Origin of the sequence: Streptomyces sp. NPDC013455 (assembly GCF_040632975.1) — a bacterium.
In the GTDB taxonomy this organism is placed as follows: domain Bacteria; phylum Actinomycetota; class Actinomycetes; order Streptomycetales; family Streptomycetaceae; genus Streptomyces.
Window position 1 is genome coordinate 36,979 of the sequence record NZ_JBEYCX010000007.1, and the last position, 16,118, is coordinate 53,096.

At 74.9% G+C, this 16,118-nt stretch carries 12 protein-coding genes; 3 read left to right on the top strand and 9 right to left on the bottom strand.

Annotation, left to right across the window (positions count from 1 at the left end; translation table 11 throughout):
• Window positions 1-84: 84 nt before the first annotated feature.
• The 8 genes from ABZ576_RS13750 to rimP all read right to left on the bottom strand — a co-directional run bounded on the left by ABZ576_RS13750 (window position 85) and on the right by rimP (window position 11,566).
• Window positions 85-4,050: a trypsin-like peptidase domain-containing protein gene (locus tag ABZ576_RS13750; protein ID WP_360739634.1), complete on the bottom strand. Its 3,966-nt coding sequence runs from the start codon at window positions 4,048-4,050 to the stop codon at window positions 85-87.
• 364 nt (window positions 4,051-4,414) lie between these two features.
• Window positions 4,415-5,320, bottom strand: a complete 906-nt coding sequence (truB, locus tag ABZ576_RS13755) for a tRNA pseudouridine(55) synthase TruB (protein ID WP_360739635.1) — start codon at window positions 5,318-5,320, stop codon at window positions 4,415-4,417.
• Window positions 5,317-5,775, bottom strand: coding sequence for a 30S ribosome-binding factor RbfA (gene rbfA / locus ABZ576_RS13760; protein ID WP_360739637.1), 459 nt, complete (start codon window positions 5,773-5,775; stop codon window positions 5,317-5,319). The genes truB and rbfA overlap by 4 nt, the downstream gene beginning before the upstream one ends.
• A gap of 41 nt (window positions 5,776-5,816) precedes the next feature.
• Window positions 5,817-6,110 carry a DUF503 domain-containing protein gene (locus tag ABZ576_RS13765; RefSeq protein ID WP_360739639.1) on the bottom strand — a complete coding sequence of 98 codons (294 nt, stop codon included), beginning with the start codon at window positions 6,108-6,110 and terminating at the stop codon, window positions 5,817-5,819.
• A gap of 356 nt (window positions 6,111-6,466) precedes the next feature.
• Window positions 6,467-9,532, bottom strand: coding sequence for a translation initiation factor IF-2 (gene infB / locus ABZ576_RS13770; RefSeq protein ID WP_360739641.1), 3,066 nt, complete (start codon window positions 9,530-9,532; stop codon window positions 6,467-6,469).
• A gap of 145 nt (window positions 9,533-9,677) precedes the next feature.
• Window positions 9,678-9,974 carry a YlxR family protein gene (locus ABZ576_RS13775; protein WP_360739643.1) on the bottom strand — a complete coding sequence of 99 codons (297 nt, stop codon included), beginning with the start codon at window positions 9,972-9,974 and terminating at the stop codon, window positions 9,678-9,680.
• Window positions 9,975-10,064: 90 nt separating this feature from the next.
• Window positions 10,065-11,051, bottom strand: a complete 987-nt coding sequence (gene nusA, locus ABZ576_RS13780; protein WP_360739645.1) for a transcription termination factor NusA — start codon at window positions 11,049-11,051, stop codon at window positions 10,065-10,067.
• A 2-nt stretch (window positions 11,052-11,053) separates the two neighbouring features.
• On the bottom strand, window positions 11,054-11,566 hold the full coding sequence (gene rimP / locus ABZ576_RS13785; RefSeq protein ID WP_360739646.1) for a ribosome maturation factor RimP: 513 nt from the start codon (window positions 11,564-11,566) through the stop codon (window positions 11,054-11,056).
• A gap of 274 nt (window positions 11,567-11,840) precedes the next feature.
• Between rimP and ABZ576_RS13790 the strand changes: the two genes are divergently transcribed.
• The 3 genes from ABZ576_RS13790 to ABZ576_RS13800 all read left to right on the top strand — a co-directional run bounded on the left by ABZ576_RS13790 (window position 11,841) and on the right by ABZ576_RS13800 (window position 13,963).
• Entirely contained in the window at window positions 11,841-12,371 is a 531-nt protein-coding gene (locus ABZ576_RS13790) for a hypothetical protein (protein ID WP_360739648.1), read from the top strand.
• On the top strand, window positions 12,368-12,865 hold the full coding sequence (locus tag ABZ576_RS13795) for a ferritin-like domain-containing protein (RefSeq protein WP_360739649.1): 498 nt from the start codon (window positions 12,368-12,370) through the stop codon (window positions 12,863-12,865). The genes ABZ576_RS13790 and ABZ576_RS13795 overlap by 4 nt, the downstream gene beginning before the upstream one ends.
• A 198-nt stretch (window positions 12,866-13,063) precedes the next feature.
• Complete coding sequence (locus tag ABZ576_RS13800) at window positions 13,064-13,963, top strand: aminoglycoside phosphotransferase family protein (RefSeq protein WP_360739650.1); 900 nt, start codon at window positions 13,064-13,066, stop codon at window positions 13,961-13,963.
• Window positions 13,964-14,348: 385 nt separating this feature from the next.
• On the opposite strand, the gene ABZ576_RS13805 is transcribed toward ABZ576_RS13800, so the two are convergent.
• Window positions 14,349-16,052, bottom strand: a complete 1,704-nt coding sequence (locus ABZ576_RS13805) for a proline--tRNA ligase (RefSeq protein WP_360739652.1) — start codon at window positions 16,050-16,052, stop codon at window positions 14,349-14,351.
• Between the last annotated feature and the right edge of the window lie 66 nt (window positions 16,053-16,118).

Consider the following 16,118-nt stretch of genomic DNA (forward strand, 5'->3'; position numbering starts at 1 on the left):
GGGCCGGCATCGGCATGGGGCCTGTGACGGGGCGCACGTTCCCCGTACCGGGCCGGGCCGCGTGCGCGCACACCCGGCGCCCGCTCAGGCCGGTACGCGGACACCCGCCAGGTTCTCGATCATGCGCCGGGTGCTGGGGCCGACCACGGCGGCCCAGTCGTCCGGGGTGTCGGCGAGCCAGCGGGCCATGCGGGCGGCGAATCCGGGCACGTGCCGGCCGAGGTCGACCAGGCCGCGGTCGAAGCGGGTGGCGCCCTCGGGCGTGCGGACGAGGAGCATGCCGGTGCGGTGGACGAGACCGCGGACCTCGTCCTCCTCCCGGCCACCGCCGCCTCCGGCCGCCGCGTGCAGGACGGCGTCCAGGACGGACGGTTCCCGCTCCCGGGTGAGCAGGAACTCCAGCAGCTCGCGGCGGAGCGGGCGGGAGGCGGGGGTGCCGGCGGCGGCGAGGACGGTGGCGAGGGCGGCCCGGACCTGCTCGGGGCCGCCGTCGAGCAGGCCGGTGACCAGGGGCAGCAGAACCGAACGGGCGGTGGGGCCCTGTTCCAGGCGGCGGTCGACGTACCCGGCGACGTGCCCGGCGGTCTCCGGGCGCAGCCGTACCGCCTCCTGGACGAGGGCGGCGACCCGGCCGGCGAGGGCCGGGGTGGTGACGTCGGCGAGGCTGCGCAGGGCCGCGCCGGTCCCCGGGCCGCCCGCTTCGGGGCCCCGCAGTCGGTCCCGGAACGCCTCCAGCACCGGATCCGGGTGCGTGGCCAGGGCCGGGACCAGGGCGTCCGGCGGGAACCCGGGGTCGCCGTCGACGAACCGGCGCAGGGCCGCGGGCAGGTGCCGGTCGCGGGTGTCCGGGTCGCGGACCAGCAGGGCCAGGGCGCCGCCGTGCAGCGTGCAGTCGGCGGGGCGGGCGAGCAGGGTGAGCGCGGCGTGGCGCAGCAGTGCGCGGTCGGCTTCGGCACGGACGTGCGGTACCGCGCGCAGCCCGAAGGCCACGGCGGCGACCCGGCGGGCGGGGCGCTCGTCGTGCGCCCAGCGGTCGACGGCCCGGCAGACGGCGGACGGCTCCTCCTCCGCGAGGACGCCGAGCAGTTCGTCGGCGCGCCGGTGCGCGCAGGCGACCAGCATCTCGGCGAGGTCGTCCAGGGCGCCGTGCCGGTGCGTGTGCAGCAGCGCCTGCGCGGCGGTGGCCACGGTGGCGTGCGGGGTCGCGGGCAGCGGCCGCTCGTCGGCGAACCAGTGCGCGAGCAGGGGCTGTACGACGCCGGGGGCGGCGGCGAGCAGGGCGGCGACGGCGTCCAGGTAACGGTCCCCGGCCGCGGGCGGCGCCGGGTCCGCCAGCACGAGCCGGCGCAGCAGGTCCAGGCGCTCGGCGTCGGAGATCGGCAGCGCGGTCCAGAAGGCGGGGCCGAACTCTGCCGGTACGGGGCGCCGGGCGCGGCGCCAGGCCACGATGCGGTCGGCGAGCAGGCGCAGCACCTCGGTGTACGGCGCCGCGTCCGGGACCTGGGACAGGGTCCGGGCGAGCAGCCGGGCGGCCCACCAGGAGCCGGGGTCGTCCTCCAGGGCGTCGAGCAACTCGGCGAGCCTGCCCGCGAGTCGGCGGGGGCCGTGCTGGCGGGCGAGGAGCAGCAGGGACTGTACGACGGGACCGACGCGGTGGTGCGGCACCGGGACGGGGCGCGGCCCGCGCGGCACGCCGGTGCGGTGGACCAGGGCGCGCAGGGCCTCGTCCAGGTCCAGGTGCATGCCCTGGATCCAGTCGGCCAGTTCCTCGTGGGCGAAGCGGTAGCCGCCGCCGGCCGGCACGAGGAGGCCCTCGGTGAGTACGGCGGAGGCCCAGCCGGTACCGCCGCCGAGCCGGGCCGGTGCGGGGCCCCAGGGAAACAGTGCCTCGAACGACTCCCGGTCCAGCTCGCCCTGTCCCGGTCCCAGGCTGCGCCGGGCGGCGGCGTGCACCTGCCCCGCCACGCGTGCCGCGAGCCGGCGTACGGCCGTACCGCGCAGGCCGCCGGCGGCTGCGAGGCGGACCGCGACGCGCAGGCACATCAGGTCCAGGTAGGCGGCGAACACGTCGTGCCGGTCCACCGGCCCGGCGGCCGGGGCGTCGGGGACGGCCGCCCGGACCTCGGACAGCAGCCGGAGGGTGAGCGGATGCCGGGCGTCCCGCTCGGCCACGGCACCGTCCGCGATCCCGTACCGGGCCCGGGCCCGCCGTCCCTCGTCGTCGGTGAGGTCCCCGATCCTCACACAGGGGGGCAGGGGCTCGGCGGGGCTCCAGAGCGCCTCGCCGGGCCGGGCGGAGTCGTCGACGGGCCCGCCGGAGCGCGCCGCGCCGGTGCCCGGTGTGCCGGCGGCGAGCGGGGACTGCGTCCGGGCGGCCCCGTCGACCGACTCGCCGGACAGTGACACGCCAGTCGCCGATGTGCCGGCAGCGAGCGGGGGGTACGTCCGGGCGGCCCCGTCGACCGACTCGCCGGACAGTGACACGCCAGTCGCCGATGTGCCGGCAGCGAGCGGGGGCTGGGGCGGTGCTGCCTGGGTGACCGGGAGGCGCGGCGGCTCGGCACTGCCGGCCAGGGCCGCGGGGGCGGCGGGGGCGGCCGAACAGCGCAGGGCAGGGGCTCCCTCGGCTACGGCGCCGGCACCGGCACCGGCCGAGGCTCCTTGGGGCTGAGCGCTGTCCGGGACGTGGAGCGACTCCGCCGGGAAGGCGGACCCCGCCCTCTCCCAGTGTTCCTCGCGGCAGGCCACCACCAGGCGGGCGCCGGTCTCGCGCAGCCAGTCCGCCGTGCCCCGGGTCCAGCGGGGAAGGCGGTGGGCGAGGACGGGGGGCATCTCCTCGGGGCCGTCGAGGAGGAGCAGCAGCGGGCGTCCGGCCCGGGCGGCGACGCGGGCCAGGTGTTCCGGGGTGACGTCACCGAGGTCGGCGGGGTCGGCGGAGCGGGCGGCGGCGACGATGCGGGCGGCACGGGCGAGGGTGCGGCGGGCGGCGTCGGCCACCGAGCCGTCGGCGTCCGACAGATCGGCGCCGCGCAGCCACAGCGTGGGGGCGGGCCGCTCGTCCCGGGCCCGCCGGGCGGCGAGCGCCGCGAGTTCCGTCGTACGGCCGCTGCCCGGGGCGCCGACGAGTCCGAGCACGGACCGGTCGCCGTCCGTGAAGGCGGCCAGCTCCCGGGCCACCTCGCCGCGCGCCACCGGTTCGACCACGTCCGGGTGGCCGGTCAGGACGCCCGGGGGGCCGTCCTGGCCCACCGAGGTGGTGGTCAGCTGGAGGAGCCCGGCCGGGTTGAGATCGGCGCCGTAGGACGGCACCGTGGCCGCGTTGCGGGCGAGCAGGTCCGCGAGCGCGCCGTCGGCGGCCCGCACCGGCACCGCGAAGCCGGCGTCGCGCTGGGCGGTGTGCAGGGCGGTGCCCAGGACGCCGACGACGGCGCCGGTGCCGGCGTCCAGCACCGGTCCGCCGGCCGCGCCGCCCCCGAGCCGGAGCGCGTCCCGGCCGGCCGTGCCGATGGCCAGCTCCAGGGCGTCGTCCAGCAGGTGGAAGCGGTCCGTGGCGGTGTACGTCACCTGGGTGGCGGCCAGTACCCGCGCCTCCCGCCAGCAGCCGGCGACGACCTGGACGTAGGTGCCGGCGTCGATCCGCTCCCGCACGGTCAGCGGCAGCGGCTCCACCCCCAGGCCGTCGGTGCGCACCAGGGCGAGGTCCAGGGCGGGCAGCGGGGTGACGTCGTGCGCGTCCACCACGCACGTGCGGTCCCCGGCGGCGTGCAGCACCAGCCGGGGCAGGCCGTCGACGGTCTCGTGGCTGGTCAGCAGCGTGCCCTGGTGATCGGCGAGGAAGCCGAGACCGCGGGGGCGGCCGGCCAGGTCCCGGATGCGGACGAGGGCGGCTTCGGCACGGCCGACACCCGCGGCCGAGCCGGCGCCCGGACCGGTGGCCTCACGCGCACCCTCCTCAGGTCCCGGTGCGCCGTACGTACGCTCGCCGTGCGCACGCGGCTCGCCCCCGTACTCCCGGCGCCCGCCTCCGGCGCGCGGGCCCCGTCCCACCATGGCCGTACCTCCCCGCCCGTCCCCGTGCCCTGTCTCCGACGGTAGGCGCGTGATGATCGGCTGGACAGATCGCGCGGGGAAAGCGCCCCCTTCCGCTCCCCCGGTTCACTCCGAGCGCCTGCCCGGTCGGGTGAATAGCGGGGGGCTGCTGGATAACCCTAGGGGTGGGGGAACCGAGGGGGGATCGTGGAGCGGCGGCAGCGGCCCGGCAACGTGGCCGGCCGCCGCTCCACGGCAGAGGACTGTCCGGCCACCGCCCCACCGGAGCGCCCACGGCAGAGGCAAGCGGCGGACGGCCAATGGCAAGCAGCAAAAAACAGACGGCAGACGGCCGATGGCAGCCGCGAACGCTGACCGCGCGGGCTCAGCCGAAGACGGCCAGGCTCTTCGCCTTGCCCCGGTGCTCCTCGACGAGGGCGAGGAAGCGGCCCTCGGAGTCGAACACGGCCACCGGGCCGGCGCCCGCGTACTCGTCGGGCATCTCCAGGCGGACGCCGTTCAGCAGCAGCCGGGACCGCCTGGCGTCGACCTGCCACCGCGGGAACGCCGCGGTGGCGGCGTCGGCGATCGGCATCACGGTCAGCTCCTTCTGGAGCTGGTCCAGCGTCTTCGCCGCGTCCAGCTTGTACGGCCCGACGCGGGTCCGGCGCAGCGCGGTGAGGTGACCGCCCACGCCCAGGCCGGCGCCCAGGTCACGGGCGAGGGCGCGGATGTAGGTGCCGGAGGAGCAGACGACGGACACGATCACGTCCAGGACCGGGGTGCCGTCCTCGGCGACGGCGTCCCGGACGTCGTACACCGTGAAAGACGAGATGGTCACCGGCCGGGCGGGGATCTCGAAGTCCTCGCCCTCGCGGGCCCGCTTGTACGACCGCACGCCGTCGATCTTGATGGCGCTGACCTTGGACGGCACCTGCATGATGTCGCCGGTGAGCTTGGCGATGCCGGCGTCGATGGCGTCCCGGGTCACCTTGGAGGCGTCCGTGGACGAGGTGACCTCGCCCTCGGCGTCGTCGGTGACGGTGTTCTGGCCCAGGCGGATGGTGCCCAGGTACTCCTTCTCGGTGAGCGCGAGGTGCCCGAGGAGCTTGGTGGCGCGCTCGACGCCCAGGACCAGGACGCCGGTCGCCATCGGGTCGAGGGTGCCGGCGTGGCCGACGCGGCGGGTTCTCGCGATCCCGCGCATCTTGGCGACCACGTCGTGCGAAGTGAAGCCCGACGGCTTGTCGACGATGACGAGGCCGTCGGGCGTGGTGTGCTTCTGGGTCATTCCGCGGCGTCGCCGTCCGTGTCGGTGTCCTCGTCGGCCGGCTTCCTGTAGGGGTCCGCACCGCCGGCGTACGAGGCGCCCGTGGCCGCCTCGCGCACCTTCTCGTCGGACTGCCGGGCCTTGTCGAGGAGGTCCTCGATGGTCCGGGCGGTGTCCGGCAGGGCGTCCGCCACGAAGGTCAGCGTCGGCGTGAACTTCACCCCGGCCGCCCGGCCCACCTCGGAGCGCAGGATGCCCTTGGCGCTCTCCAGGCCCGCGGCGGCGGCCTTCCGCTCCTCCTCGTCGCCGTAGACCGTGTAGAAGACGGTCGCCTCCCGCAGGTCACCCGTGACCCGGGTGTCCGTGATGGTGACGTGCGAGCCGAGCCGCGGGTCCTTGATCCCGCGTTGCAGCTTCTGGGCCACCACCTCCCGGATGAGGTCCGCCAGCCTTTTCGCCCGCGCGTTGTCGGCCACTGGTCCGTCTCCCGTTCTTTCTTCTTGCTTGCGTTCTGTGGTCAGTCGTCGTCGCCGTGGAAGCGCCGTCGTACGGACAGCAGCTCCACCTCGGGGCGGGCGGCGACCAGCCGTTCGCACCGGTCCAGCACGTCGGTGAGGTGCGCCGCGTCGCCGGAGACCATGGCGAGGCCGATGATCGCTCGCCGATGGAGGTCCATGTGGTCCACCTCGGCCGCGCTCACCGCGTACTTCCGCTGGAGTTCGGCGACGATCGGGCGGACGACGGAGCGCTTCTCCTTCAGCGAGTGGACGTCGCCGAGGAGGAGGTCGAAGGACAGAGTCCCCACGTACATGTGTGTGACCGGTTCACCCGCCGGTACGGGATCGATGGCCCCGAATCCGTATGGCCGGGGACATCAAGAACCGTACCGCGTACCTGCCGGTGGCTCGACAGGGTTTCGGCGCCGTGGGCCGCGGCCGCGGCCCGGGGCGGCGCCCCGGACCCCGTCAGGGGGCCTTCGCCCCCGCGCCCCGGCCTCGCCCACCCACCCCGACCCGGTCGGCCGGAAAGCCGCACCAGGGCGGGCGAGTGGGCGGGAACCACCCGTCTCGGCCGGCTGAGCAGCCGGCCGGGACGGGCAAGTGGGCGGAAACGGCGCGCTGGCCGACGGAACCCTGTCCCGCCGGCCAGCACGAAACCGTCGGCCGATCAGGCCCGCGGCTTCTCCCGCATCTCGTACGTCGCGATGACGTCGTCGACCTTGATGTCGTTGAAGTTTCCGAGGTTGATACCACCCTCGTAGCCTTCGCGGATCTCGGTGACATCGTCCTTGAAGCGACGCAGGCCCTCGATGTTGAGGTTCTCCGCGACCACCTTGCCGTCGCGGATGAGGCGCGCCTTGGTGTTGCGCTTGACCTCGCCCGACCGGATGAGCACACCGGCGATGTTGCCCAGCTTGGACGACTTGAAGACCTCGCGGATCTCCGCCGTACCGAGCTCGACCTCCTCGTACTCCGGCTTGAGCATGCCCTTGAGGGCCGCCTCGATCTCCTCGATCGCCTGGTAGATGACCGAGTAGTACCGGACGTCCACGCCCTCGCGCTCGGCCATCTGCGCCGCGCGGCCGGCCGCGCGGACGTTGAAGCCGATGACGATGGCGTCGGAGCCCATGGCCAGGTCGATGTCGGACTCCGTGACCGCACCGACACCGCGGTGCAGGACGCGGATGTCGACCTCTTCGCCGACGTCCAGCTGGAGCAGCGAGGACTCGAGGGCCTCGACCGAACCGGAAGCGTCACCCTTGATGATCAGGTTCAGCTGCTGGACCTCGCCGGCCTTGAGCACCTTGTCCAGGTCCTCGAGCGAGACGCGGCGCGTGCGCTTGGCGAAGGCCGCGTTGCGCTCACGGGCGGCGCGCTTCTCCGCGATCTGGCGGGCCGTACGGTCCTCCTCGACCACGAGGAAGTTGTCGCCGGCGCCCGGGACGTTGGTCAGACCCAGGACCTGGACCGGCGTCGACGGACCGGCCTCGGCGACGTTGTTGCCGTTGTCGTCGAGCATGGCGCGCACTCGGCCGTAGGCGTCGCCCACGACCATCGTGTCGCCGACCCGCAGCGTGCCTCGCTGGACGAGGACCGTCGCCACGGCACCGCGGCCGCGGTCGAGACGGGACTCGATCGAGATGCCCTGCGCATCCTGGTTCGGGTTGGCCCGCAGGTCGAGCGAGGCGTCGGCCGTGAGGATCACGGCCTCCAGCAGCGAGTCGATGTGCAGACCCTGCTTGGCGGAGATGTCGACGAACATCGTGTCGCCGCCGTACTCCTCGGCCACCAGGCCGTACTCGGTCAGCTGACCGCGCACCTTGGTCGGGTCGGCACCCTCGACGTCGATCTTGTTGACCGCGACCACGATCGGCACGTCGGCCGCCTTGGCGTGGTTGAGCGCCTCGACCGTCTGCGGCATGACGCCGTCGTTGGCCGCGACGACCAGGATCGCGATGTCGGTCGACTTCGCACCGCGGGCACGCATGGCGGTGAACGCCTCGTGACCCGGGGTGTCGATGAAGGTGATCTTGCGCTCTTCGTCGTTGACCTCGGTCGCCACCTGGTAGGCACCGATGTGCTGGGTGATGCCGCCGGCCTCGCCCGCGATGACGTTCGTCTTGCGGATCGCGTCGAGCAGTCGGGTCTTACCGTGGTCGACGTGACCCATGACGGTCACGACCGGCGGACGGACGACCAGGTCCTCGTCGGAGCCCTCGTCCTCGCCGAACTCGATGTCGAAGGACTCGAGCAGCTCGCGGTCCTCCTCCTCCGGGCTGACGATCTGAACCGTGTAGTTCATCTCGTCGGCGAGGAGCTGGAGGGTCTCGTCGGAGACGGACTGGGTCGCGGTGACCATCTCGCCGAGGTTCATCATGACCGCGACGAGCGACGCCGGGTTGGCGTTGATCTTCTCCGCGAAGTCGGTGAGCGACGCGCCGCGGGAGAGACGGATGGTCTCGCCGTTGCCGCGCGGCAGCATCACGCCGCCGACGCTCGGGGCCTGCATGGCCTCGTACTCCTGGCGACGCTGCCGCTTCGACTTGCGGCCACGACGCGCGGGGCCACCGGGACGGCCGAAGGCGCCCTGCGTGCCACCACGGCCACCGGGGCCGCCGGGACGGCCGCCGAAGCCGGGACGGCCACCGCCGCCACCAGCGGGGCCGCCGCCGAAGCCGCCGCCACCGCCGGGACGGCCGGCGAAGCCGCCGCCACCGCCCGGACGGGCACCGCCGCCGCCACCGGGACGACCGGCGAAGCCGCCGCCACCGGGACGACCGCCGCCGCCGCCGGGACGACCGGCACCGGCCGGGCCGCGACCGCCGCCGGGGCCGGGACGCGGGCCGGCAGCGGGACGCTGCGGCATCATGCCGGGGTTCGGACGCGGACCGGCCGGGCCGGGACGCGGACCGCCCTGCGGACGGGGCATGCCGGCCGGGGTCGGCCGGGGACCGCCGGGAGCCTGCGGACGCGGACCGCCGCCCTGGGCGCCGGGCGCCTGCGGACGGGGGGCGCCGCCGGGACCGCCGGGGCCGGGACGCGGACCGCCCTGCGGGCGCGGGGCCTGCGGACGGGCCATGCCGGCGTTGCCGCCGGAGGTGAAGGGGTTGTTGCCCGGACGGGGACCGGCCGGACGGGCACCCGGACGCGGGGCCTGGCCACCGGGGCGCGGGGCCCGCTCGGGACGGGAACCCTGGCCCTGGCCGGGCGCCGGACGGGAGCCACCGGGCTTCGGGGCACCCGGACGGGCACCGCCGGGACGCGGACCCTGGGCGGCCGGAGCCTGCGGGGTCTGCGCGGCCGGGGCGGCCGGGGCGGCCGGCGGAGCGGTGAACTCCGGGGCGGCCGGGGCCGGGCGCGGCGCGGGCTTCGGACCCGGAACCGGGCGCGGACCCGGGGCCGGGGTGGACGCCGCGGGAGCCGACGGGGCGGCCGGCTGCTGGGCGGCGGGCGCCGTCGGGGGCTTGGGGGCCGCCGGCCTCGGGGCAGCCGGACGGGCCGCCTGCGCCGGAGAGGGCGCGGCGGGCTTGGGGGAAGCCTTGCGCGGGGCGGGCTTGCCGGCGGACTTGCCGGAGCCACCCTGGAAGGCGTCGGTCAGCTTGCGTACAACCGGCGCTTCGATGGTCGAAGACGCCGAACGGACGAATTCACCGAGTTCCTGGAGCTTGGCCATGACGACCTTGCTCTCGACACCGAACTCCTTGGCGAGTTCGTAGACCCGGACCTTAGCCACTTCGCTCCTTTGAGGTCCGGGTTGAAGCCGGACCGTCGCTAGTTCATGGGCGTACTCATCGCGTACTCATCGAGTGCTCATCGCAATCTCGACCTGCTTTCGACTCGCGAGGTACCAGGCCGCACGGTGTTCCGTGCGACACGTCTTACGGCGTTGCCTGCTCGGCAACTGTCGTCTGCTCGACGTATCGGCGCAACGCCTTTGTGTCGAGCGCTCCCGGGACGCGCAGTGCCCGCGGGAACGCCCGGCGGCGTACCGCCTGGTCGAGACAGACCAGGGCGGGGTGCACGTAAGCACCCCGGCCGGGCAGCGTACCGCGAGGATCGGGGACGCAGGCGTCCTCGCTCTTCACGATCCGCAGGAGATCGTCTTTGGCCGCCCGCTCCCGGCACCCCACACAGGTGCGTTCAGGGCATGCTCGGGTGTGCGTCCGGCCAGACACAGTTAAGTCTACCTCCCCGCACCGACCTCACCCCTTTGGGGCAAAAATCGAACGGCTGTTGTCGTGATCTCAGCGCCCTGCGGCCTGGATCTATTCCCCGGGCTGCTCGGTGTCGGGCCGGATGTCGATCCGCCAGCCGGTGAGCCGGGCGGCGAGGCGGGCGTTCTGGCCCTCCTTGCCGATCGCCAGCGACAGCTGGTAGTCCGGCACGGTCACCCGGGCGGAGCGGGCGGCCATGTCCACGACCTCCACCTTGCTCACCCGAGCGGGTGACAGCGCGTTGGCGACCATCTCCGCCGGGTCGTCCGACCAGTCGACGATGTCGATCTTCTCGCCGTTCAGCTCGCCCATCACGTTGCGCACCCGGCCGCCCATGGGGCCGATGCAGGCGCCCTTGGCGTTCAGGCCCGAACGGGTGGACCGTACGGCGATCTTGGTGCGGTGACCGGCCTCACGGGCGATCGCGGCGATCTCCACCGAGCCGTCGGCGATCTCCGGCACCTCCAGGGCGAAGAGCTTCTTCACCAGGTTGGGGTGGGTGCGGGAGAGGGTCACGGACGGACCGCGGACGCCCTTGGCCACCCGGACGACGTACGACCGCAGGCGCATGCCGTGCTGGTACGTCTCGCCGGGCACCTGCTCCTGGACCGGCAGGATGGCCTCCAGCTTGCCGATGTCCACGAGCACGTTCTTCGGGTCGCGGCCCTGCTGGACCACTCCGGTGACGATGTCGCCCTCACGGCCGGCGTACTCGCCGAGCGTCGCGTCGTCCTCGGCGTCGCGCAGCCGCTGGAGAATCACCTGCTTGGCGGTGGTGGCGGCGATCCGTCCGAAGCCGGACGGGGTGTCGTCGAACTCGCGGGCGTCCTGCCCCTCCGCGAGGTCCTCGGGGTCCTCCTTCGCCCACACGGTCACATGCCCGGTCTCCCGGTTGAGCTCCACGCGCGCGTGTCGGCGGCTTCCCTCGGTGCGGTGGTAGGCGATGAGGAGGGCCGACTCGATCGCCTCGACCAGCAGGGAGAAGGAGATCTCCTTCTCCCTGACCAAGCCCCGCAGGGCGCTCATGTCGATGTCCACGGCTACGCCTCCTCCTCTTCCTTCATGTCCTTCGTGCTGTCCTTGCGGTTGAACTCGACCTGCACGCGCGCCTTGGCGATCTCGGGGAAGCCGAGTCTGCGGGTGGTCGCCTTGCGGCCCTTCACCCCGGGCACCTCGACGTCGAGGCCCTCCTCGTCCACGGTCAGGATCCGGGCGAGCAGCTCGCCGCCCTCCGCCAGCTGGAACTTCACCAGCCGGTCGGTGGCGCGCACGAAGTGCCGGTGCTCGCTGAGGAGGCGCTCCGCGCCCGGGGTGCCGACCTCCAGGTCGTACGCCGTGTCGCCCATCGCGTTCGTCTCGTCCAGCGCCGCCGAGAGCGCACGGCTCACATCGGCGATCGCGTCCAGGTCCGCTCCGGTGTCGGAGTCCACGACTACGCGCAGCACACGCTTGCGTCCGACGGAGTCCACGGCGATCTCTTCGAGATCCAGCCCCTGGGAGGTGACGAGCGGTTCCAGCAGCTCTCGCAGCCTCTCGCTCTGGGTGGTGCTCATCCGGGTGACTCCTCGGCCGCGTGTGCTGTTGTGGGATGGGTCGCGTGTCTGGTCAAAGGGTATCCGGTCGCGGGGAGTGATGCGTCCTGCCTCCGGCGGGGCGCCGGTCGCCGGTCGCGTCCGCGCGGTGCCGGCCGCGGCCGGCACCGTTCCGCGTACCCCAGGCGGGTCCGCTGAGCCGGTGACATGCGTCGCGGGGAAGCGCGGGTACCGTGATCACGGCGGGCCGGCGTTCCCGCCCGTGTGTTCGTACGAGCCCCCGAGGACGTCAGCCGTGCCGTACCCCCCATCGCCGCGCATCCCTCCGGGGCCGCGCAGAAGAACCCTGCTGGCCACGGCCGCCGGTGCCGCCCTGACGGCGGGCCTCGCGGGCTGCTCGGACGGCGCGGACGCCGGCGACGACGGTCCGTCGGCCACGGAACGGGCACGCGCGCGTGCGGCGCGGGACAGCCGGGGGCTGCTGGAGCGCTACGACGCCGTGCTGGCCGCGCATCCCGGGCTGGCGGAGCGGCTGCGGCCGCTGCGGACACAGGTCGCCGCGCACGCGGCGGCCTTCGAGGACGGTACGGCGTCCGCACCCGCACCCACGCCCACGCCCACGCCCGAGCGGTCCTCGGCGGCACCGGCCGCGGTGCCGGCCACCGAGAAGGACGCCGTCGCCGCGCTGGCGGCCGCAGAGCGCGCCCTCGCCGACCGGCGCGGCGCGGACCTGCTGAAGGTGCCGGGCGAGCTGGCGCGGGTGCTGGCGTCGGTGGCGGCGGCCGGGGCCGCGCACGCGTGCCTGCTGACGGAGGGGGCCGGATGAGCGACGCGACCGGGCGGGACGAGCCGGCCGAGATGAGCGCGCTGCAAGCGGCCCTGGCGGCCGAGCACGCGGCGGTGTACGCGTACGGGGTCGTCGGCGGGCGGGTCGGCGAGCGGCGCCGGGCCGAGGCCCGGGCGGCGTACGACGCCCACCGGGCGCGCCGGGACGCGCTGGTGCGCGCGGTGCGCGACCTGGGCGGCACGCCGGTCGCGGCGAGCGCCGCGTACGCGCTGCCGTTCCCGGTCCAGGACGGGCCGACTGCGGCGCGGCTGGCCGCGCGGCTGGAGGAACGGGTGGCCGGGGTCTACTCGGACCTGGTGCGGGCGGCGACCGGCGCGCGCCGGGCCGACGCGGCCGGGGCGCTGCGGGAGGCCGCGGTCCGGGCGGTGCGCTGGAGCGGGGAGAGCGTAGCCTTCCCTGGGCTCGGCGAGCGGTCCGGCGAGCAGGCGGGCGAGGCCGGTCCGGCCCCGTCGGCTACCGCGCCGGCGCGGTAGCCGGCGGCGGGGACCCGCCACCGGGGGCACGCACGACCGTGCCGTACGGCGGACCGGCCGGACGGCACCACCCGAGGACGGGCCCGGGCCGGCGGGCGGTACCCCGGACAGGACCCGTCAGGACCGGCCGGACCGGACAGGACACGACCGGGTCGCACAGGACAGGACAGGACAGGACAGGAAGGGAACGACTCGCGCATGGCTTTCGAACCGCCGCAGCGCCTGGTGCGGGCGCTCGGTGAGACGGCACCGGCCGGGGACGACTGGCTGGCGCGGCTGCCCGAGACGGCCGGACGGGCCGTCGCTCGGCGCGAGTTGACCGTCGAGCGGGTACAGGTGCCGGGCGGGCGCAGCAGCCTGGTGGTGCTGGTGCGGCGGGCGGACGGCACCCCGGCCGTGCTGAAGCTGGCCCCGCCGCGGGCCCGCCCGGAGAGCGAGCGGGCGGCGCTGGCGCACTGGGGCGGGCTGGGCGCCGTACAGCTGCTGGAGACGGAGCCCGACGACGGGGTGCTGCTGCTGGAGCGGCTGCACCCGGATGTGTCGGTGCGCTCGCTGCCGGAGGCGAAGGCGCTGCTGGAGGCGGCGGGGACGCTGCGCAGGCTGTGGGTCGAGCCGCCGGCCGGGAGCGTGTTCGAGACCGTCGAGGAGCGCACCGGGCGGCAGGCGGTGGCGATGCGGGCCGGTGCCGGGACCGACCCGGAGGCTGCGCCGCTGGTCGACGCGGCGCTCGCGGCCCGCGAGGAGCTGCTGGCCGCGCCGCCCGCGCGGCTGCTGCTGCACGGCACGTTCCGGCAGAGCAAGGTGCTCGCCGGGGAGCGGACGCCCTGGCTCGCGGTGGGCCCGGACCCGGTGGTCGGCGAGAGCGCCTTCGACCTGGCGCGGCTGGTGCGGGACCGGGTGGAGGACCTGATCGCGGCGCCGTCCGGGCCGGCCATCACCCGGCGCCGGATCAAGCGGCTCGCGGAGTCCCTGGAGGTGGACCAGGAACGGCTGCGCGGCTGGACGCTGTTCCGGGCGGTGGAGTCGGGCATCCGGGCCCGGCGGGTCGGCCGCGAGAGGGACGCCGAGCTGCTCCTGGAGTTCGCGAGCTGGCTCTGAACACCTGAGTCGGCCCAACCGGGCGTCGGACCGGCCCACATGGACGGCGGAGCGACCCACCCGGACGGCGGAGCGGCTCGCCCCGACGGCGGAGCGACCCACCCCGACGGCGGACCGGCTCGCCCCGACGGCGGAGCGACCCACCCCGACGGCGGAGCGGCTCGCCCCGACGGCGGAGCGACCCACCCCGACGGCGGAGCGACCCACCCGGACGGCGGACCGGCTCGCCCCGACGGCGGAGCGACCCACCCCGACGGCGGACCGGCTCGCCCCGACGGCGGACCGGCCCACCCGGACGGCGGAGCGGCTCGCCCGGGGACTGCGTTCCCGGGTGGGCGGTGGTACGCCGGGGCGTGGCCGCCGTCCACCCGGGGCGGTCAGGGCGTCAGGCGGTGAGGCGGGCGATCGCGTCCTCGACCGTCAGCTCCTCGCGCTCGCCGGTCCGGCGGTCCTTCAGCTCCAGCACGCCCTCGCCGGCCCGCCGGCCGGCGACCAGGATCTGCGGGACGCCGATCAGTTCGGAGTCGGTGAACTTCACGCCCGGGGAGACCCCGGCCCGGTCGTCCACCAGGACGCGGACGCCCGCGGCGGCCAGCTTCCCGGCGACGTCGAGGGCCAGCTCGGTCTGGAGCGCCTTGCCGGCGGCCACGACGTGCACGTCCGCCGGGGCGACCTCCTTGGGCCACACCAGTCCCTTGTCGTCGGCGCTCTGCTCGGCGAGCGCGGCGACGGCGCGGGAGACGCCGATGCCGTAGGAGCCCATGGTGACGCGGACCGGCTTGCCGTTCTGGCCGAGGACGTCGAGCTTGAGGGCGTCGGTGTACTTGCGGCCCAGCTGGAAGATGTGGCCGATCTCGATGGCGCGGTCCAGCTTCAGGCCGGTGCCGCACTTGGGGCAGGGGTCGCCGTCCTGGACGACCACGACGTCCACGTACGCGTCGACCTCGAAGTCCCGGCCGGCGACGACGTTCCTGGCGTGCGTGTGCTCCTTGTTGGCGCCGGTGATCCAGGCGGTGCCGGGGGCCACCCGCGGGTCGGCGATGTACCTGACCTTCTCGCCCAGGCCCTGCGGGCCGACGTAGCCGCGGACCAGGTCCGGGCGGCCGGCGAAGTCCGCCTCGGTGACCAGTTCGACGGCGGCCGGGGCGAAGTGCGCCTCGACCTTGTCCAGGTCCACCTCACGGTCGCCGGGCACGCCGACGGCGACGATCTCGCCGTCCACCTTGACCAGCAGGTTCTTCAGCGTGGCGGAGGCGGGGACGCCGAGCGAGGCGGCCAGCGTCTCGATGGTCGGGGTGTCCGGGGTGGGGATCTCCTCCAGCGCCGGCACCGCCGAGCCGTCGACCGGCTTCAGCTCGTAGGTGATCGCCTCCGTGTTGGCGGCGAAGTCGCAGTTCGGGCAGTCCGCGAAGGTGTCCTCGCCGGCCTCGGCGGGGGCCAGGAACTCCTCGGACTTGGAGCCGCCCATGGCGCCGGCGGTGGCCGCGCAGATGCGGTAGTCCAGGCCGAGGCGCGCGAAGACGCGCTGGTACGCCTCGCGGTGCAGGGCGTAGGAGCGGGCGAGACCGTCGTCGTCCAGGTCGAAGGAGTACGAGTCCTTCATCAGGAACTCGCGGCCGCGCAGGATGCCGGCGCGGGGGCGGGCCTCGTCGCGGAACTTGGTCTGGATCTGGTACAGGATCACCGGCATGTCCTTGTAGGACGTGCACTGGTCCTTGACGAGGAGGGTGAAGATCTCCTCGTGCGTGGGGCCGAGGAGGTAGTCGCCGCCCTTGCGGTCGTTGAGCCGGAACAGCTCCTGGCCGTACTCCTCCCAGCGGCCGGTGGCCTCGTAGGGCTCGCGCGGCAGCAGGGCGGGGAGCGAGACCTCCTGGGCGCCGATGGCGTCCATCTCCTCGCGGACGATCCGCTCCACGTTGGCGAGGACCTTCTTGCCGAGGGGCAGCCAGCTCCAGATGCCGGCGGCCGTGCGGCGGACGTAGCCGGCGCGGACGAGGAGCTTGTGGCTGAGGACCTCGGCGTCCGCCGGGTCGTCGCGCAGCGTCTTCGCCATCAACTGGGACATGCGCTGGACCGGTGCGTTCACCATCGTTCTCGTACTCCTGCCGGGTGGTGGTCCCCCCGCTCGGGCGAGGCCGGGAGTGGGGGAGGTGCT

Bases quoted from the DNA above. Each gene is read 5' to 3' on its own strand.
- ABZ576_RS13750 (WP_360739634.1), bottom strand. From the start codon at position 4,050: ATGGTGGGACGGGGCCCGCGCGCCGGAGGCGGGCGCCGGGAGTACGGG.
- truB (WP_360739635.1), bottom strand. From the start codon at position 5,320: ATGACCCAGAAGCACACCACGCCCGACGGCCTCGTCATCGTCGACAAG.
- ABZ576_RS13765 (WP_360739639.1), bottom strand. From the start codon at position 6,110: ATGTACGTGGGGACTCTGTCCTTCGACCTCCTCCTCGGCGACGTCCAC.
- rimP (WP_360739646.1), bottom strand. From the start codon at position 11,566: ATGAGCACCACCCAGAGCGAGAGGCTGCGAGAGCTGCTGGAACCGCTC.
- ABZ576_RS13795 (WP_360739649.1), top strand. From the start codon at position 12,368: ATGAGCGACGCGACCGGGCGGGACGAGCCGGCCGAGATGAGCGCGCTG.
- ABZ576_RS13800 (WP_360739650.1), top strand. From the start codon at position 13,064: ATGGCTTTCGAACCGCCGCAGCGCCTGGTGCGGGCGCTCGGTGAGACG.
- ABZ576_RS13805 (WP_360739652.1), bottom strand. From the start codon at position 16,052: ATGGTGAACGCACCGGTCCAGCGCATGTCCCAGTTGATGGCGAAGACG.